The organism is Flavobacterium polysaccharolyticum (assembly GCF_038739875.1).
GTDB classification, from domain to species: domain Bacteria; phylum Bacteroidota; class Bacteroidia; order Flavobacteriales; family Flavobacteriaceae; genus Flavobacterium; species Flavobacterium polysaccharolyticum.
In genome coordinates this window covers 281,417-299,430 of record NZ_JBCGDP010000004.1, presented here as the reverse complement: position 1 = coordinate 299,430, position 18,014 = coordinate 281,417, and the positions used below count along the sequence as shown (strand labels likewise).

Here is an 18,014-nt window from a genome sequence, read left to right as displayed (position 1 = left end):
TAAGAAAGAAAAGTTTTATGTTTTTGTGTGAAGTGCCTATCACGATAGCGCAGATTTGCAATCCTTGTCTAATCTAATAAACGACTAGAATAATTCCCTAAACCTCGGATTGATAAATTATCAACGCGTTTTTTTTCGTATTCTGAAAACCAAACGTTCTCGCTTAGCCCCGATGGGAGCGGCATCCTTGCTTGCCGGGGTTCGGCAAGCAAGATATAGCGTACAGCGGGACGACTCGTGTGGGAAAGTTGGTATGGCTGCTTCTAAAAATCAATACCATTATTTTAGTTGAAAACGTCAATAAAATAGCCTTTGGGCGCTTGCTGTGAATTGCGGTTATTTTCCTTATTTTTGGCGTATGACTTCAGAGACTACGGTGCAATACGATTATATTTTTACTGGGGCGGGCTTGGCGGCTTTGATGACGGCGTACAAAATGGTGTCGTCTCCTGCTTTCCAAGACCAAACCCTTTTGTTACTCGACGAAGATGCCAAAAAGGCGAATGATCGTACTTGGTGTTTTTGGAGTACATCGCCCAGTATTTGGGATAGCGCCGTGGCGAAACATTGGGATGTGGCTTGGTTTGCTTCGGAAGCGTACAGTCGTGATTTGCCTTTGCAGCCGTATCGCTATCAAATGATTCGTGGGATTGATTTTTACCAGCAAGTGTTCGCCTTGTTGCAGCAACATCCGAAGGTGACTTTTATACAGGAAAAAGTAACCGACATAGAAGAAACCGAACAGCAAATTTTTGTAAAAACCACGGAAGCGGTTTATTTCGGAAAGCGCGTGTTGAACAGTATTTACAATCCTGCTTTGGTGGCGCGTCAAAACGAATATCCTGTGCTGCAACAGCATTTTGTAGGGTGGTTTGTGCAAACGAAAGAGAAAGTTTTTACGGCAGAGAAACCTACATTTATGGATTTTTCGGTGGCGCAAAGAGGAAATACGCGTTTTATGTATGTGCTGCCTACTTCGGCTACCGAGGCTTTGGTAGAATATACGCTTTTTTCAGCCACGCTCTTACCCAAAGCAGAATACGAAACCGCCATCAAAGACTACTTACAGCAACTCGGAGTGACGAGTTATACAATTCAAGAAAAAGAGCAGGGGAGCATTCCAATGACTTGTTATCCGTTTTGGAAAGCAAATACGAAGAATGTCCTCAACATCGGTACGGCTGGAGGTTGGACCAAAGCCAGTACAGGCTATACTTTTAGAAATTCGGACAAAAAATCGGATGCGTTAGTAAGCTTTTTACAACGAGATCTGCCCTTTACCGCCTTGGGAAAAAGAACTAAATTTTGGTGGTACGATTTGTTGTTGTTGGATATTCTGGATCGCACGAACGAATTGGGAAGTGTCATTTTTTCAAAGCTGTTCCAAAAAGGAAAACCCAATTTGATTTTTAAATTTTTAGATGAAGAGACTTCTTTTTTCGAGGACTTACAAGTAATCTGGAAATGCCCCAAAGTGCCTTTTCTTAAGGCGTTGGTGAGGGTTGTTTTTCGATTAAAATAGTTTTTTACTACAAGAGTTTAATTTTAAACATATAAGACATATGAGTTTTGATTAAATTGCAGGTGTTTTTGAACCATATAAGGAATGTAAGGGCATATAAGGTTTAGGCTAAAAGCAAAGAATTCTTGTGATTTATGGTGAAAGTACAAGGGATTAATTTTAAACATATAAGACATATAAGTTTTGATTAAATTGCAGGTGTTTTTGAACCATATAAGGAATGTAAGGGCATATAAGGTTTAGGCTAAAAGCAAAGAATTCTTGTGATTTAACAGTGAAGACACACAAGGTTTTAATCTGTGAAAATTTGTGTAATCAGTGTCTTTTTTTACCGCAAAGGACGCAAGGGTTTACGCAAGGGACGCAAAGATTTAATTCGTGACCATTCGTGAAATTTGTGTTTTTTCTCTCAAGGGCGCAAAGTTTTAATTTTATTTTAATTTGTGTCAATTCGTGAAATTCGTGTTTCTTTCTTTACATTTGCAACAGATGACAAACAAAGCTTTCATATCTAGAATCTTTTTGCTGATTTTGTTGGCGACTATGGTTTTTCAAACCAAGCACAGTTATGCCCATTTGATAGAGCAGCTAGAAGCTCCGATTTGTCATCACGAAAACACGACTTCAAAAAAACAAATCACACACGCGCACCATTATGCGCAACCTTGTTCGGTTTGTGCTTATTCTGTTAACAGTTTCTTGCCACCTTCTTCCTTTTTTTGGGAAAATAGCGAGGCTGTAACTTATAGTAAAACGACTAAGTTTTATCTATCTTCAACCTTTACTTTCTATTCAGGAAGTTTATTTGCGTTACGGGCACCGCCTGTAGTATAGCTTTTTTAAGGAAGTGAACGGATCTTTTGGTAGTCTATAATTTGTGATTAAAGAACATTTTGTAGTCAATTCAATAGCGTTTACCTCACTTCAATACGTCATTTTCGAGACTCGGGAATGACAATAATCCTATTTTAATTTTTTTTGAATATCAAAATGCGAGCAAAAAGCTATAGTGTTTTCGTGTTCTTTTGGTTTACGGCTTTGGTTTTTTCACAAAACAAACTAAGCGGTACCATTACTACTGAATCGAAAAAAAAACTTGAAGGTTGTCACGTACACATTGGAAATAAAACGGTAAACACCAACAAAAATGGGTTTTACGAAATCAAAGACTTGCCTTCTGGTACGTTGAAGGTTTCGTTGTCCTATGTGGGTTATCAAACTATTGACACGGTGATTACATTGACATCGGATAGGGAATTGAATTTTGTTATGAAGCAAAATACAGAGGCTTTGTATGAAGTTTTGGTGAAACAAAAAAATACAACACCTAATCAGTCGGTGCTGGAACAAAAAGTAAAAGCAGCCACTATTGAGAAGTTTAGTAATCAGTCCTTGGGCGATGTTTTGCAAGAAGTAGCTGGAGTTTCAGGTTTAAAGACAGGAAGCACAGTGGTCAAACCTATTGTAAACGGAATGTTTGGAAGCCGAGTGCCTATCATCAATAACAACGTCCGTATGCAAGACCAAGAATGGGGAACAGAACACGCTCCCAATTTTGACATCAATGCAGCGGGAAAAATAACGGTGATTAAAGGCGCTTCGGGATTGCAATACGGTGGTGACGCTGTGGGAGGTTTGGTGATTTTAGAACCGATTCAAGTCCGAAAAGACACTTTATTTGGAAGAACGATGCTCAATTTGGCTTCCAACGGAAGAGGTGGGTCGGTCACTACAAGTTTACACAAAGGAAATAATTTAGGCTGGAGTTGGAACGTACTCGGCACCTTTAAATATATGGGAGATCGTGAAGCACCCGATTATGTTTTGTCGAATACAGGCAACCGCGAATCAAATTTTACGGGCGATGTAAAGTATACTGGAAAACACTATTTCCTGTCAGGATTTTATAGTTACTACAACGCCACTATTGGAATTTTGAGCGCTTCGCATACGGGAAGTATCAATGATTTGTATAACTCAATCAATAACCAAAAACCTTCGGTAATCAAGGATTTTACCTATACTATCGACAATCCAAAACAAGAGGTGCAACACCATTTGGCAAAGTTGAATTATCAGTACTATTTTGATGAGACGGCTTCTCTTTCTTCGCAATATTCTTTTCAATTCAATAAGCGATTGGAATTTGATGTAAGAAGAGGTTCCTTCAATAAACTAGCGGCTTTGGATTTGGAATTGTCAACGCACAATTTGAACGTAGATTTCAAGAAAACCTACCACGATTGGCATTTGAAATCTGGAGTAAATGCCGGTTTCCAAAATAATTTTGCCAGTGCTGCCACGGGTATTCGTCCGTTGATTCCCAATTATGAAAAGTTAGATGCTGGAGTTTATGGAATAGCGAGTGTTTCTTTATCAGACGGTTTGGTTCTAGATGGTGGTTTGCGCTATGACTTTTCAAAGGTAGATGCCAAAAAGTTTTATTTCAAAAGTAGATGGGACGAAAGAGGCTATGATGTTCTTTTTCCACAATTTGTGGTAAGAGAGGAGGGTGACCAAATTTTGGTGTACCCTAGTTTTACTTTCCATAACCTATCGGCTAGTCTTGGTTTTAGAAAGACGTTTGACAAGCAATGGGATTGGTATGCCAATATTAGTTTGGCGACGCGAAATCCTAATCCATCGGAATTTTTCAGCGATGGATTGCATCACTCTACAGGAATCATTGAATTGGGAGATTTAGCATTGAAAAAAGAACAATCGCTAAAATTGTCTACTACAGTGCAAAAGGCATGGGATATCTTTTCTTTCGAAATCAATCCCTACATTCATGCGGTACAAAACTATATGTTCCTTCGTCCTGTTGGTGCTGAAACGACCATTCGAGGGGCTTTCCCAGTTTGGGAATACCAACAAACCAAAGCGCTTTTGGGTGGAGTTGATGTGCAAACCAATTGGACTATTTCTTCTCAATGGCAACATCGTTTTACTATGGCTTACATCAAAGGGAATGATCTAGACAATGACGAACCGTTGATTGATATGCCTCCTTTTCATTTTACCAATACCATCGAATTCAAGAAAAAAGAATGGCATGAGTTATTGCTGGAGTTGAAGAGTGAGGTTGTGATGAGACAACAGTCGTTTCCTAATAACAATTTCGACATTAACTTAGTGGGTAGCGACGGGAATTTAACCCCAGCTTTATTAGATATTAGTACGCCGCCACCAGGGTATCATTTGCTTCATTTTTATAGTGAAATGAAATTCAATACGTTTTACAAAACCACGACTACACTTGGGTTTTCTGTTCAAAATATATTCAATACAAATTATAGGGATTATCTCAACCGCCAACGCTTCTTCGCAGATGAAGTAGGGCGCAATTTTCAAATACAAATCAAATTTAATTACTAACTCAAACTTAATTTAAATCCAATGAAAAATTCAAAAATTTTAGCTTTAGCCTTACTTACGGTATTTTCTTTTTCTTCTTGTAACAATGATGATCCAGAAGCGGTAAATGAAGAAGAAGTAATTACTACAGTTACCACTACACTTACTGCAGGTAGTTCAGTGATCACTTTAACCTCAAGAGACTTAGATGGCGATGGCCCTAATGCACCAGTAATTACTCCAGTTGTTGGAGAATTAAAAGCAAACACTACTTACACAGGGACGACCACTTTTTCGAACGAAACTGTTAAACCTGCCGAAGACATTACTGAAGAGGTGAAAGAAGAAGGAGTAGATCATCAATTGTTTTATCAAGCGCCAGCGGCAGTTGGAACTTTCACTTATGGCGATACTGATAAAAATGGAAAACCAATTGGTTTGACTTTTACCTTGAAAACTGGAGCAACAGCTACTACAGGTAATATTACCGTAGTTTTGAGACACCTACCAGCTAAAAGTGCTTCAGGTGTGGCTTCAGGAGATATTACTAATGCAGGTGGAGCAACGGATGCTTCAGTTACTTTCCCAGTTAAGGTAGTGAACTAATCATTTGCTCTTACATAATGTTATAAAGCGTTGCTTCTGGCAACGCTTTTTTTTTTGGAGTTAGTCAAAAGGATAGGGGTTAAAAATCCATCGTTTGCGTTAGTAAGTTTCCTCTATTACTGTGTTTTTAGCAGTTTTTTGAGTTTGAAAAAGCGGTAAATTTGGGGGACAATAAAAAATAAATTTGTTATGGAAGTTATAAATAAACCCAATAAATATGAATTGGGCGAAATGCTCTTAGAAATCGGTTCGATACTGATGGTTTCTGGAGCCAATACAGAAAGAATCAAAGTAACTATTGATAGAATAGCTGGAGCTTTTGGTTGTGATTCAGAATTAATGATAACCAATCACGCTTTGATGATTACTTTGGTGTATCAAAACAAAAATAAAACGTTTACCAATGTCAAATGGGTACCCAATATGCATTTAAATTTTAATTTGATTTCTGAAATCAGTATCATGAGTTGGAAAATTGTTTTAGAAGGATGGAGCGTAGAACGTATCAATCAAGAAATAGCCCTTTTGAACAGAAAACCATTATATCCAAGAATTTTGGTGCTTACTATGGTGGCTCTTGCTGGCGCTTCTTTCTGTAGGTTATTGGGTGGAGATCTTGTAGAAATGCTTGCTTGTTTTGTAGCTTCATTTGCTGGTCTTTTTGTCAGACAAGAGGCTATGAAAATGAAATTTAATTTTTATTTGTGTGTCTTTTTTGCTTCGGCTACAGCGGCTTTAGTTTCGGGATTTTATTTTTTCTTTAATCCTACACTTACTTACATTCATGCTTTTTCCACTTCGGTTCTGTTTCTCATTCCTGGTGTTCCAATGATGAATTCTTTTTCGGACTTGATAGATGGGAATATCTTAAACGGAATTACTCGCGGTGTGAATGTTTTAATCATTGCATTTGCTATCGCTCTTGGGCTTTTAATGGGATTGTTAATTTATAACTTCTAAATCATGGATGTCGTATTATTTTTAGAAAAAGGTATTTGGTTGGGAATTGCAGCCATGGGATTTGCTATTTTGTTCAACGTGCCTAGACGCGCTTTGCTTTCTATTTTTATCATTGGAGCCCTAGGAGGATTGACTAAATTTTTGATGATAGAATACAAAATCGGAATTGTTTTAGCGGTGCTTTGTGGCGCTTCGGTAATTGGTTTTTTGAGTGTTTTTGCAGCACACAGACGAAACTGCCCACCCATTACATTTGCAATACCTGCAGTAATTCCTATGATTCCAGGACTGTTTGCCTACAAAGCCATGATTGGGATTATAGAATTAACCTCTGAGAAAGATCCCATAGCGTATTCAAAAATTTTCTTTGAAGCGGTTAACAATGGGTTGACCACCTTTTTTGTATTGGTGGTACTTGCAACGGGCGTAGCAATTCCTTTATTGATTACAAGAAAAAACACCGTAAAGAGAATTCAAACCGAGGAGTAATTGCAGTCCTATTTTGGAATAAAAAAGAAGGATGAAGTCCTAAACTTTTACTAAAAGAGTAGCTTTTTTCTGCTGATTTACTTAAATTTACTACATAACTCAAAAAAATTGTAACGATGAAAGTACAAATCAACACCGACAAAAACATCGAAGGACACGAGAGAGTAGAAGCTTATTTTTCTGGTGAATTAGAAAAATCATTAGCTCGTTTTGAAGATAAAATTACCCGAATTGAAGTGCATTTTGGTGATGAAAACGGTAATAAATCGGGAGTAGACGATAAACGTTGCTTGATAGAAGTGCGTGCGGCTAATAGTCAACCCATTGCGGTTACAGAACATGCTAGCAGTATTGAAAAAGCATTTCATGGAGCACTAGATAAAATCAAACGCACCCTAACTTCTACTTTTGAAAAGCAAAAAGCATACTAATAAATCTTTGGCTTAGAGCTGGTTCCAAATAAAAGGGCAATGTCGTTTAGCATTGCCCTTTTTTATGTAAAATAAAATAGGTTTTTAGAATGTAAATGAAGCACCCAATTGAATGACTTGGTTTTTAGCATCACTGTCTTTGATTACTTCTTTAAAACTGCCAATATATCTCCCGTTGATAGCTAGCCCAAAAGGCAAATTGAAGGACATCCCAAACGCCCAAGCACTATCAAAAGTTTTGAAATCTGGATTTTGAGGGCCGTCGATTTTGTCACTTACTTTGAATCCAAATTGAGGACCTGTTTCAAAACTAACGATTTTTAGTGCATACAATTTAGCCAAAATGGGCACTTGTACATAATTCAAATTAAAATCAGTTGTACTGGTAGTAAAACCTTGTTTAGAGAATTGAACTTCGGGTTGTATAAAAAGTAATTTGGGAACAATAGACATTTCTTTGTAAACACCAAGGTAATAGCCGTCGTTGCTTTTTATTTTACCAAAATTCCCGTCGCTAGCCGTAGAGAAATTAGCTCCTGCGCGAACACCAAAACCTTGTGCAAATGAACTTTGTGACAAGGAAAATAATAGAAAAGCAAGTAAGTGAGTTGTGATTGTTTTCATAATTAGATTGATTTTGATTGTTTTCGAAATCAAAAATAATTGAAAAAATGCGATAAAACGCTGATTCGTCTTGTTTTTTAGTATTCAAAACATTAGTAAGCAAAGCTCATATAAAGTAGTTATTTTTGTGATTCACTCATTTAACTAAACACGATTTATGAAAACCACACTTTCTATTGGACTCCTTTTGGTAGTGGGACTTTTTACTGCTTCAGCTCAGTCTCCGCGTTCTGAAGAACAAAAAATTGCAGCTACTCTCGATGCTTGGCACAAAGCAGCAGCACAAGCACAATTTGACGCGTATTTTGGACTAATGACCAATGATGCCATTTTTATTGGCACCGATGCCAAAGAAAATTGGAATAAAACTGCTTTTCAAGCTTTTGCAAAGCCTTATTTCGATAAAGGAAAAGCTTGGAATTTTACGGCGATTGAGCGTCATATTTTTTTGGATGCTAAGGGGAAAATCGCTTGGTTTGATGAATTGTTGAGTACACAAATGAAAATTTGTAGAGGTTCTGGCGTATTAGAAAAAGTAGGTAAGGAATGGAAAATCAAACATTATGTACTTTCTATGACCATTCCAAACGAAAACGTTGACGAAGTGGTAAAAATCAAAACGCCTATAGAAGATACAGTTATGAAGCAACTAACCACCAAAGAATAAAATGTTTTGTCAGCGCATTAGCATTTAAAAAAAAGTTAGCCACGACCCGAGCGATAGCGAATAGGCGAAGCAATAGCACAATTTGTTACTAATTGTCATCGAAATTGATATTGAATGACACGAATACCATCAACTATAATGATTCGTGTCATTAAAACACATTGTAATTCTTGATTTTTTAGTGAATTCGTGGTGGAAATTTTATAAGCGTACGTCCTTGTTTTTTGTTAACTAAAGCGAGCCATCTAATTTAATTGCTTATTTTTGCCCGAAATAGCGAAAAATAACGTGGGAAGTAAAAATAAATTAAAAAGGTTCAAAGAAAACGAAACATTCGATAATGTGTTTCAACCAACAAGAGAAGAAGTAGTAGGTGAGTTGTTTCCTTTGAAAGGAAAATGGAATACAGAATTTTTTAAAAATGACAATCCATTAGTACTTGAATTAGGTTGTGGTAAAGGTGAATATTCGGTTGGTTTAGCAGAGCGATATCCCAATAAGAACTTTATTGGTATTGATATTAAAGGTGCTCGTTTTTGGAGAGGAGCAAAGACTGCGGTGGAAACAGGTCTACACAATGTGGCTTTCGTAAGAACCCAAATCGAATTAATCAATCATATTTTTGCCGAAAATGAGGTTGACGAAATTTGGATTACTTTTCCAGATCCACAAATCAAATACAAGAGAACTAAGCATCGTATGACGAACTCAGAGTTCTTGAAATTGTATAAAAAGATCTTGAAAAAAGAAGGTATTGTTAATCTAAAAACCGATTCGGAATTCATGCATGGTTACACTTTAGGCCTTTTACATGGCGAAGGACATGAGGTACTGTATGCGAATCATAACGTGTATAAAAACGAAGGAAGTCCAGAGGAGGTTACTGCCTTTCAAACATTTTATGAAAAACAATATTTAGCCATCAATAAAGCGATTACATTTATTCGTTTTAAAATAAAATCATAAACTAGATTTTTACTTAAATCTAGTTTCTTTTCTTCATGATATGCAAGTATTAGGTCTCTTTTTTCTCGGTTTTATTAGCGCTTTTGTTGGTGTTTCGCCACCAGGACTCATTAATATGACTGCGGTAAAAGTGAACCTAAAAGAAGGAAAGCGAACCGCGATGTGGTTTGTATTGGGTGCTGTAATCATCATATTTTTTCAAACGTTCTTAGCACTTTTATTTGCTAGGGTGATTGATAAAAGTCCCTCGCTTATATTATTACTAAGAGAAATAGGATGTGTAATTTTTGCTCTGCTCACCATTTATTTTCTTTTCATTGCTAAAAAGCCAAAAGTAAAAGAAGGAAATATCAAAAAGTACAGTAAAAGTTCACGTTTTTTTCTTGGGCTATTGCTTTCAGCCTTGAATTTTTTCCCCATTCCATATTATGTTTTGTTAGGAATTACATTTGCTTCCTATCAATTATTTACCTTTGATTTACTGTCTATTTTTATCTTCGTTTTAGGAGTAGTTTCAGGTGCTTTTATAGTGTTTTATGGCTATGTGGCTTTTTTTAATAAAATCGAATCCAAAACCGATTTTTTTATTCAAAACATGAATCGTATTATCGGAACCATTACGGGTTTAGTAACGTTGATTACTTTTTGGAACATTATGAAGCATTACGGACTTCATTTCTTTTAATATGCTATGGAAGAAGCCAATTTTTTTGAGCGTGTGTATGCTGTGGTGAGACAAATTCCTTATGGTAAAGTCACTTCTTATGGTGCTATTGCCAAAGCTTTGGGCACTGCGCGTTCTGCTAGAATGGTGGGTTGGGCTATGAATGCCTCACATCATTTAGAAGATGTTCCTGCGCATCGCGTGGTCAACCGAAAAGGATTACTAACAGGGAAACTTCATTTTGATGGAACGAATTTAATGCAACAATTGTTAGAAAGTGAAGGGATTGTAGTCAAAGACAATCAAATTGTAAACTTTGACGCTCATTTTTGGGAACCCGAAGTAAGAAATTAAGAGAAATGCTTTTATATTAAGAGACAAACTTTAAATTGGGTTTTGTTTTCTTCGCTTTCAAAGGACAAATAACCACCATGAGCTTCAATGATACTTTTTGATAATGTAAGTCCAATTCCTGCTCCTTTTTTTCGTGTAGTAAAGAAGGGAAGAAAAATTTTATCTTGAATCTCTGGTTCAATTCCGCTACCATTATCTGCAATAATTATATACAATCGTTGCTCATTCATCTCAACACTAATATTTATTTTTTTATCCTCTTTGTTTTCTAAAGCATACATACAATTGGTTAGCAAGTTGATAAAAACTTGTTCAATTTGGTTTTTGTCAATTAGTATCCAAAGGGTATGATTTAGCGTGTTGTTTACTGTTATGTTCTCTTTTTTGAATAGAGGAAGCATGATTTGTAGGGCGTCGTTTATTAGTTTTGATAGTTCTGATTTTTCTTTTTTAGGTGTCGGTAACATGGCCAATATTCTATAGCTTTCAACGAATTCTTGAAGGTGGTTGCTCCGATTATGCATTGTTATTACACTCTGTTTTATATCTTCTAAATCCTCGTTAGATAAACTATCTTGCTGAATGAGTTCATTTAAGTTTTGAGAAAGTGAGCGTATTGGAGTGAGTGAATTTAAGAGCTCGTGTGAAATGACTTTCATTAGGTTGATCCAAGCTTCTTTCTCTTTCTTATCGACTACTTTCTGTATGCTATCTAGTAAAATGACGTAATATTCGTTGTTTAGTGTTTTGGTAGCAGAAGTTTGAATTACAAAAGTTTGGGTTTCTTTTTTGTCAACTTGTATTTGTATCGGACTTTTCATTTCCTTAAATTCTTGGCCTTCGATAAACTCACAAAGAGATGGTAATAACGTTTTAAGATAGTGCCATTTGGTTACTTTAGGCACCAGAAAGTGCTTGGAAAAATAGTTATTCATCAAGAAAACGGTCCAATCGCTTTCGCTTTTTTCCAAGATGAGGATGCCACTTTCTATGTTGTTTAAAATGCTGCTATATACTATATCTTTTGAGAAGGTATCGTTTTCTTTGTCTTTTAGTTTTTCATACAATTGATAGATAGCAGTATAGTTTGTGTTGGTGGATAGTTTGGAGAAGTCTGAAGTGAAATCGTTATTCAGGATTAATGAAATGATTCTGTCATAGAATTGCATGGCATTTTTAAGAAAAAAATACATTTCTATCAGTAGTAAAAAACTAAGAAGAGATGACAGAAAACAAGAATATAATAAGTTTTTTGAAAAAAGAAAAAAACTTAGAACTACTCCAGAAAAAAGGACGAGTAGTCGTAAGAATAAATAGTGATGTGTTTTTTGTGTTTTGAACATTTACGAATTATTAATATTATATTTTTCCATTCTTCGATATAAAGCGGCTCTTGATAAACCTAATTCTTCTGCTGATTTACTTATATTACATTCGTTTTTAGTTAATACTTTTTCGATGGTTATTTTTTCAATTTCCGATAATTGTAAATCTTCCTGATTTTCTTCATAACGAGTTATGATCTCAAGATCTAAATCTGAGACTTTGATGATGTCATTTTCACAAAGAATAATGGCGCGCTCAATTCGGTTTTCCATTTCACGAATGTTTCCATTCCAAGCGTGTTCTTTGATTTGATGAAGTGATTTTTCGTCGAAAGTGATTTTTCCTTTTTCGTATTTAAGAATCATTTTATTTAGTAAAAATTCAGCTAACGGAATTTTATCTTCTAAACGTTCGCGTAAAGGAGGTAGCTTGATTTCCATAGTATTAATACGATAGTATAAATCTTCCCGAAAATGTTTAGTAAGAACTTCTTGTTTTAAATCTAAATTAGTAGCTGTAATTATTCGAACATCAAGTGCTCTTGGTTTTGATTCTCCTAGTCGGGTGACGGTTTTGGTTTGAATGATTTGTAGCAATTTTGCTTGTAAATGACTGGGAACATTGCCAATTTCATCTAGAAATATGGTTCCGTTTTGTGCTTTTTCAAACCGACCTGCGGTATCGATTTTAGCATCTGTAAAAGCCCCTTTGGCATAACCAAAAAGTTCACTTTCAAATAAATTGTCATTGAGTGCCCCTAGATCAACATGAACAAAGGCATTGTTGCTTCTATCGGATTGTTGATGGATGTAATGTGCTAAAACAAATTTTCCTGTTCCGTTTTCTCCAAGAATTAAAACATTTGCATCCGTTTTTGCTACTTTTTCGGCTAACGAATATGCCTTTTTAATAAGTGTTGAATTGCCAATAAAAAATCGATTACTAGTCATCTCACTTACTATTTTTTTTCTTTTTTTTCGGGCTTCAATACGTGAGTTCTCAACGGCTTGTTTTACAGTTTGTACTAATTTTTCATTTTCCCATGGTTTCAAAACATAATCAAAAGCACCAGATTTTAAGCCCTCAACAGCGGTCTCGACTTTGCCAAACGCGGTCATTAGAATTACAATAGTGTGAGGTGAAATTTTTTTTATTTCCTTTAAGAAATAGAGTCCTTCACGACCATCTTCAAAACCAATGCGATAATTCATGTCTAGAAGCACAACTTCTATTTCATTTTCGGCAAGTAGTTTTAGAATGTTTTTTGGGTTATTGGCCGTATAAATGTTTTCGAAATGTTTTTTCAAAAGCATTTTTGCAGCGAAAAGTATATCTTCTTGGTCATCGATAACCAAAATTTGGGCATTTGTTTTTTTCATTTTAAGCTACTATTAGCATTCTTGACGGTTAAATACACCACTGTTTCCATGTTTTTAGTTCTAATTTTAAAAAATTAAAATTCCGCAGGTGTTCATTTCCGATCGAACACTGTTCGTAAATGAACACTACTTGTTTTTGATTTTTTTCAAGAACCAATAAAATCAAGCCCTTGACTGTTTTTAAAAATATGGCATGAAATTGTTGATGTACCAGACAAAGAAAATTATAATGGACACAATCATCACTCGTAAAAATAACAAAAAAAAGTATCTAACCCTTGCAGTAATTGGAATTGTAATTTTGAGTTATGGGGCTTTTGCAATGATTAATAAAAAAAGAAGCCTCAATGTAAAAAAACAAGAGATAACCATTAAGGCTGTAGCACAAGATTTTTTTGAAGATTTTTTGGTTTTTCAAGCTCGGGTGGAGCCTATGAATTCTATGTTAGTTAATATAATAGAAGGAGGTTCAGTTCAAGAAATATTTGTGAGTAATGGAGATAATGTTACAAAGGGACAAGCTTTAGCCCGATTGTATAATCCCAATACGGAACTGAATTATATGCAGCAAGAAACAGCAATTATTGAACAAATAAATAATTTGAATAAAGCCAAATTAGATTTGAGAAATCAAGAATTAAATTTTGCCAAAGATTTGGTGGCAATAAGTCATGATTTTCAAGATGCAAAAAGCTTGTATGATTTGAATAAAAAGTTATTCGAACAAGATATTTTGTCTCAAAATGAATGGGACAAAACACAAGAGAATTACCGTTTTCAAAAAGAGCGGATCAATATTATAAAGCAAAGTATGACCAAAGAGAAACAAGCCAATCAAATTCAGATTGTACACCTTAATCAATCCATAGGAATTATGGAAAAAAGCCTAGCTGTTTTGCGATCCAACAAGAAAAACTTTTTAATAATTGCACCAGTCTCTGGACGACTGTCTTCGTTTGAACCCGTTTTAGGACAGACTTATCAGCAAGGGCAAACTTTAGCTAAAATAGATGTTATGAAAGGATACAAATTGATGGCGCAAGTGGATGAGTTTTATCTTTCTAAAATCAATCAAGGACAAAAAGGGAATGTCGATTTTAACGGTAAAGAGGTTGAAGTTGTCATTAATAAAGTGATACCAGAAATAAAAAACGGACAATTTTTGGTGGAACTGAATTTTGCACAAGGGGAGAAAATGGATTTGCGACAAGGATTGAGTTTTGGAGTGAGATTAACGCTATCTGAAAAGACAAAATCTATAGTACTCTCAAAAGGAAGTTTTAATCAAGAGACTTCAGGCAAATGGATTTTTGTTGTAAACGGAAATAAAGCAGAGAGAAGAAAAATTACAATGGGTAGAGAAAATCCTTTATATTTTGAAGTTCTCAAAGGGCTTCAGCCTGGTGAGCAAGTAATTACATCATCCTATAAGGATTATCTTGAAGCTGAAATATTAAACATAGAATAATAGTAGTCAATAAAAATAAATAAATCACTAATCAAAAAACACTATGATACACATTACAAATCTTTCGAAAATATTCCGAACAGAAGAATTAGAAACCAAAGCGTTGAGCGACATTTCAATTACAATCAATCAAGGTGAATTTGTTACCATAATGGGAGCATCTGGGAGTGGCAAATCAACACTGTTGAATATTGTAGGTCTTTTGGATAGTGCCACAAGTGGTAGTTATGAGTTGCTTAATGAGCAAATGATAGGGCTAAAAGAACGAGAAAAATCTAAAGTTAGAAAACAGAACATTGGTTTCATTTTTCAAAATTTTAATTTGATTGATGAACTAACCGTTTTTGATAATATCGAATTGCCATTGATTTATAATAATGTTTCGGCAGCTGAAAGAAAGAAAAAAGTAATGGCGATTGCTGAGCGATTAAATATTTCACATCGTTTAAAGCATTATCCTCAACAACTTTCTGGAGGACAGCAGCAAAGAGTAGCTGTTGCACGTGCGCTAATTAATGATCCAAAAATTGTTTTGGCCGATGAACCAACAGGGAATTTAGATAGTAAGAATGGTAACGAAGTAATGGAGTTGCTTACTGATTTACACGCTCAGGGAGCGACAATATTGATGGTAACACATTCTGATTACGATGCTTCTTTTTCGCAAAGAACGATTTTAATGAAAGACGGAATGGTGCTTTCTGAAAAAGTAAATAACAAAAATGTAGCTGTTTTTACTTCCTAAAATCATCAATCAAAAAACGAATAAATCATGCTAAAAAATTGGACAAATATATTTTTATATCACATCAAAAATAATAAGCTTTTTACCATTTTAAATGTTCTAGGACTGAGCATTGGTATTGCAGGATTAATTTTTGCTATTTTATACTGGAATGATGAACATAGTTATGATGCTTGGAATCCTGAAAGGGAAAAAGTATTTAAGGTTTTTTCAGACCTCGGGAAAGAGGTTATTTGGACTTCAAATCCTGCAACATTAGAAACCTATTTAAAAAAGGATTCACGTATTGAAAGTTTTGTTTACCATGATTGGTATCAAGCAGAAACTTTTAAATATAATGGGAAAGTACATACAATAAGTAAAAGTTTCAATACTCAAAATGATTTTTTCAAACTATTTCCTTTTGAAAATAAGTTAGGTACTATTACTACCGCTTTATCAAAAGAGAATAGTGTTGCGATGAATGAAAATACAGCAACACTATTATTTGGAAAAGAAAATCCTATTGGAAAACAAATTCTTTATGGTACTAAATTGTTAACCGTAACCTGCGTTTATAATGTTCCAGGTAATTCGTCTGTCAATCCAGCAATTGTAATCAATCAGATGAAAGAAAGATTACTTGAAGAGAAAGATAATTGGGGGACTTTCAATCAGTCATTAATGATTAAGCTAAAAGATCCAAAAGATAAAGAAGCGATAACAAAAAAGATAAACGATTTATATTATAGTCACAAAGCGGTCAGAGAGGCAAAGGAGGAAGGAATGACTATTGATGAATATGTTGAAAAATATGGTGTAATAAAGACCATATTGAATCCATTAAGCACTTTAAGATTACATGCTGTTGCACCAGGAGCTCCAGAAGGAAAAGGTAACTATCAGTTTTTATTGATAATGGTAGGATTGTCAATATTGATTTTGTTGCTTTCTATAGTAAACTATGTTAATCTGGCTACTGCCAATGCAATAAAACGTGCCAAAGAAGTAGGAGTTCGTAAAATTATTGGTGCTTCAAAAATGGATATTATAAAACAATTTATTTTTGAAACCGTAGTAATAACCTTATTTTCTATTCTCCTTTCTTTGGTAATTGTAGAACTGTCGTTGCCTTATTATAATGAATTTTTAGGTAAAAAGTTAGTTATTTTTGGAGATCAATTTTATTTACAATTACTATTAATTTTTGTTATTGTAATTGTTGTAGCAGGAGTTTTTCCCGCTGTTTATGTGTCCAATTTTGAAGCGCTAAAAGTGCTGAAAGGAAATTTTGGACGAAGTAAAAGTGGTATTTGGTTGCGTAACGGAATGTTGATTTTTCAATTTTCAATCGCATCATTCTTTATAATAGGCTCCTACATTGTTTATCAACAAGTAAATTATCTTTCGAATAAAGATTTGGGTTTCAAAGGAGATCAAGTTGGAACGGTGTATTGGAATAAGTCAAATCTAGCCGTAAATGGAATTGTAACCAATACAATTATTTATAATAAATATAAAACACTAAAAACCGAGTTAGAAAATATTGAAGGAGTACAGAAAGTATCAACCGGGACGTTCCGATTTGGTGGAGGTAATGATTCAAGTAGTAGTTTTTCTTATAATGGGAACAGCATTCAAGCTCAGAATATGGCTGTCGATTATGATATGCTTTCTGTTATGCAGATTAAAATTGTAAAGGGCAGAGATTTATCTGAAAAGTTAGCTTCGGACACTATTAATTCGATTTTGATAAACGAGACTACTTTGAAAATGATGAATGAAAAAAATCCGTTAGGAAAAACTATTGATTGGGGTGATAAGCAGTTTAAAGTGATTGGTGTCGTAAAAGATTTTAATCTATTTAGTCCACAAGGGAAAGTGCCACCAATGGTATTTTTTCATCTAAAAACGGTGGATTGGATGATGGAAAATATCAGCGATTTGTATGTGAAAATTGACAGTGAGAAATCAGAAAAAACCATTTCAGACCTTGAGAATTTTTGGAAAAAGAAGGTTGATGCTGAGTTTCCTTTTGAGTTTAGTTTTGTAGATAAAACCTTTGCAAGAACTTTTGAAGCCTACGTCAAACAAAAGAATTTATTTTCTTTGTTGAATGTAGTTGTCATCTTAATTGCTCTTTTCGGATTGTTTGCTTTAGCATCGTATTCGATAGAAAGACGCATGAAAGAAATTGCGATCCGAAAAACACTTGGAGCAGAAACCAATGTTCTACTAAAAGAATTATCAAAACAATACATCATTTACTGTATCCTAGGGTTTTTACTGGCGCTATTTCCAGTGTATTATTTGCTCAATATGTGGTTGGAGAATTTTGCTAATAGAATAACTATTTCAATAACTCCATTTATTATAGGATTCTTTACCTTATTGGCTTTAACATTGATAGTGGTACTTTCTAGAGCATATAGTGCCACAAAAGTTGCTGTTTTGAAATACTTAAAATACGAATAGCC

At 34.9% G+C, this 18,014-nt stretch carries 17 protein-coding genes; 14 read left to right on the top strand and 3 right to left on the bottom strand.

Annotated features, from left to right (window positions below):
• The first annotated feature begins 358 nt into the window (after nt 1-358).
• From WFZ86_RS06335 to WFZ86_RS06305, 7 genes are all read left to right on the top strand, one after another.
• Nucleotides 359-1,522, top strand: coding sequence for a lycopene cyclase family protein (locus WFZ86_RS06335; protein ID WP_342691155.1), 1,164 nt, complete (start codon nt 359-361; stop codon nt 1,520-1,522).
• A 489-nt stretch (nt 1,523-2,011) separates the two neighbouring features.
• Nucleotides 2,012-2,356 (top strand): hypothetical protein, encoded by a 345-nt coding sequence (locus WFZ86_RS06330; RefSeq protein WP_064715427.1) that lies wholly within the window; start codon nt 2,012-2,014, stop codon nt 2,354-2,356.
• Nucleotides 2,357-2,512: 156 nt separating this feature from the next.
• Nucleotides 2,513-4,900, top strand: coding sequence for a TonB-dependent receptor (locus tag WFZ86_RS06325; protein WP_342691154.1), 2,388 nt, complete (start codon nt 2,513-2,515; stop codon nt 4,898-4,900).
• Nucleotides 4,901-4,921: 21 nt separating this feature from the next.
• Complete coding sequence (locus tag WFZ86_RS06320) at nt 4,922-5,485, top strand: type 1 periplasmic binding fold superfamily protein (RefSeq protein WP_342691153.1); 564 nt, start codon at nt 4,922-4,924, stop codon at nt 5,483-5,485.
• 189 nt (nt 5,486-5,674) lie between these two features.
• Nucleotides 5,675-6,445, top strand: coding sequence for a threonine/serine exporter family protein (locus tag WFZ86_RS06315; RefSeq protein ID WP_342691152.1), 771 nt, complete (start codon nt 5,675-5,677; stop codon nt 6,443-6,445).
• Nucleotides 6,446-6,448: 3 nt separating this feature from the next.
• Nucleotides 6,449-6,934 carry a threonine/serine exporter family protein gene (locus WFZ86_RS06310; RefSeq protein ID WP_342691151.1) on the top strand — a complete coding sequence of 162 codons (486 nt, stop codon included), beginning with the start codon at nt 6,449-6,451 and terminating at the stop codon, nt 6,932-6,934.
• A gap of 116 nt (nt 6,935-7,050) precedes the next feature.
• Nucleotides 7,051-7,365 carry an HPF/RaiA family ribosome-associated protein gene (locus tag WFZ86_RS06305; RefSeq protein WP_342691150.1) on the top strand — a complete coding sequence of 105 codons (315 nt, stop codon included), beginning with the start codon at nt 7,051-7,053 and terminating at the stop codon, nt 7,363-7,365.
• A gap of 84 nt (nt 7,366-7,449) precedes the next feature.
• On the opposite strand, the gene WFZ86_RS06300 is transcribed toward WFZ86_RS06305, so the two are convergent.
• Nucleotides 7,450-7,989: an outer membrane beta-barrel protein gene (locus WFZ86_RS06300; protein WP_342691149.1), complete on the bottom strand. Its 540-nt coding sequence runs from the start codon at nt 7,987-7,989 to the stop codon at nt 7,450-7,452.
• 157 nt (nt 7,990-8,146) lie between these two features.
• Between WFZ86_RS06300 and WFZ86_RS06295 the strand changes: the two genes are divergently transcribed.
• The 4 genes from WFZ86_RS06295 (at nt 8,147) to WFZ86_RS06280 (ending at nt 10,640) form a co-directional block, all read left to right on the top strand.
• Nucleotides 8,147-8,656: a nuclear transport factor 2 family protein gene (locus WFZ86_RS06295; RefSeq protein ID WP_342691148.1), complete on the top strand. Its 510-nt coding sequence runs from the start codon at nt 8,147-8,149 to the stop codon at nt 8,654-8,656.
• A gap of 288 nt (nt 8,657-8,944) precedes the next feature.
• Entirely contained in the window at nt 8,945-9,622 is a 678-nt protein-coding gene (gene trmB, locus WFZ86_RS06290; RefSeq protein WP_342691181.1) for a tRNA (guanosine(46)-N7)-methyltransferase TrmB, read from the top strand.
• Nucleotides 9,623-9,662: 40 nt separating this feature from the next.
• On the top strand, nt 9,663-10,307 hold the full coding sequence (locus WFZ86_RS06285) for a LysE family translocator (RefSeq protein ID WP_342691147.1): 645 nt from the start codon (nt 9,663-9,665) through the stop codon (nt 10,305-10,307).
• A 6-nt stretch (nt 10,308-10,313) separates the two neighbouring features.
• On the top strand, nt 10,314-10,640 hold the full coding sequence (locus WFZ86_RS06280) for an MGMT family protein (RefSeq protein ID WP_342691146.1): 327 nt from the start codon (nt 10,314-10,316) through the stop codon (nt 10,638-10,640).
• Nucleotides 10,641-10,651: 11 nt separating this feature from the next.
• On the opposite strand, the gene WFZ86_RS06275 is transcribed toward WFZ86_RS06280, so the two are convergent.
• A complete protein-coding gene (locus tag WFZ86_RS06275) occupies nt 10,652-11,833 on the bottom strand; it encodes a sensor histidine kinase (RefSeq protein ID WP_342691145.1) in 1,182 nt (393 codons plus the stop codon).
• 150 nt (nt 11,834-11,983) lie between these two features.
• Nucleotides 11,984-13,345, bottom strand: a complete 1,362-nt coding sequence (locus tag WFZ86_RS06270; protein ID WP_342691144.1) for a sigma-54-dependent transcriptional regulator — start codon at nt 13,343-13,345, stop codon at nt 11,984-11,986.
• A 229-nt stretch (nt 13,346-13,574) separates the two neighbouring features.
• On the opposite strand from WFZ86_RS06270, the gene WFZ86_RS06265 reads away from it, so the two are divergent.
• The 3 genes from WFZ86_RS06265 to WFZ86_RS06255 are packed head-to-tail and all read left to right on the top strand — an operon-like array spanning nt 13,575 to nt 18,012.
• Nucleotides 13,575-14,813, top strand: coding sequence for an efflux RND transporter periplasmic adaptor subunit (locus WFZ86_RS06265; protein WP_342691143.1), 1,239 nt, complete (start codon nt 13,575-13,577; stop codon nt 14,811-14,813).
• Between the two features lie 43 nt (nt 14,814-14,856).
• Nucleotides 14,857-15,558, top strand: coding sequence for an ABC transporter ATP-binding protein (locus WFZ86_RS06260; RefSeq protein ID WP_342691142.1), 702 nt, complete (start codon nt 14,857-14,859; stop codon nt 15,556-15,558).
• Nucleotides 15,559-15,585: 27 nt separating this feature from the next.
• Nucleotides 15,586-18,012: an ABC transporter permease gene (locus WFZ86_RS06255; RefSeq protein ID WP_342691141.1), complete on the top strand. Its 2,427-nt coding sequence runs from the start codon at nt 15,586-15,588 to the stop codon at nt 18,010-18,012.
• Nucleotides 18,013-18,014 lie beyond the last annotated feature (2 nt).

What these genes read in the sequence shown, in the direction of transcription:
- WFZ86_RS06325 (WP_342691154.1), top strand. Translation starts at nt 2,513, where the DNA reads ATGCGAGCAAAAAGCTATAGTGTTTTCGTGTTCTTTTGGTTTACGGCT.
- WFZ86_RS06260 (WP_342691142.1), top strand. Translation starts at nt 14,857, where the DNA reads ATGATACACATTACAAATCTTTCGAAAATATTCCGAACAGAAGAATTA.
- WFZ86_RS06315 (WP_342691152.1), top strand. Translation starts at nt 5,675, where the DNA reads ATGGAAGTTATAAATAAACCCAATAAATATGAATTGGGCGAAATGCTC.
- WFZ86_RS06320 (WP_342691153.1), top strand. Translation starts at nt 4,922, where the DNA reads ATGAAAAATTCAAAAATTTTAGCTTTAGCCTTACTTACGGTATTTTCT.
- WFZ86_RS06295 (WP_342691148.1), top strand. Translation starts at nt 8,147, where the DNA reads ATGAAAACCACACTTTCTATTGGACTCCTTTTGGTAGTGGGACTTTTT.
- WFZ86_RS06255 (WP_342691141.1), top strand. Translation starts at nt 15,586, where the DNA reads ATGCTAAAAAATTGGACAAATATATTTTTATATCACATCAAAAATAAT.
- WFZ86_RS06310 (WP_342691151.1), top strand. Translation starts at nt 6,449, where the DNA reads ATGGATGTCGTATTATTTTTAGAAAAAGGTATTTGGTTGGGAATTGCA.
- WFZ86_RS06270 (WP_342691144.1), bottom strand. Translation starts at nt 13,345, where the DNA reads ATGAAAAAAACAAATGCCCAAATTTTGGTTATCGATGACCAAGAAGAT.
- WFZ86_RS06275 (WP_342691145.1), bottom strand. Translation starts at nt 11,833, where the DNA reads ATGTATTTTTTTCTTAAAAATGCCATGCAATTCTATGACAGAATCATT.
- WFZ86_RS06335 (WP_342691155.1), top strand. Translation starts at nt 359, where the DNA reads ATGACTTCAGAGACTACGGTGCAATACGATTATATTTTTACTGGGGCG.
- WFZ86_RS06300 (WP_342691149.1), bottom strand. Translation starts at nt 7,989, where the DNA reads ATGAAAACAATCACAACTCACTTACTTGCTTTTCTATTATTTTCCTTG.
- WFZ86_RS06330 (WP_064715427.1), top strand. Translation starts at nt 2,012, where the DNA reads ATGACAAACAAAGCTTTCATATCTAGAATCTTTTTGCTGATTTTGTTG.
- WFZ86_RS06305 (WP_342691150.1), top strand. Translation starts at nt 7,051, where the DNA reads ATGAAAGTACAAATCAACACCGACAAAAACATCGAAGGACACGAGAGA.
- WFZ86_RS06285 (WP_342691147.1), top strand. Translation starts at nt 9,663, where the DNA reads ATGCAAGTATTAGGTCTCTTTTTTCTCGGTTTTATTAGCGCTTTTGTT.
- WFZ86_RS06280 (WP_342691146.1), top strand. Translation starts at nt 10,314, where the DNA reads ATGGAAGAAGCCAATTTTTTTGAGCGTGTGTATGCTGTGGTGAGACAA.
- WFZ86_RS06265 (WP_342691143.1), top strand. Translation starts at nt 13,575, where the DNA reads ATGGACACAATCATCACTCGTAAAAATAACAAAAAAAAGTATCTAACC.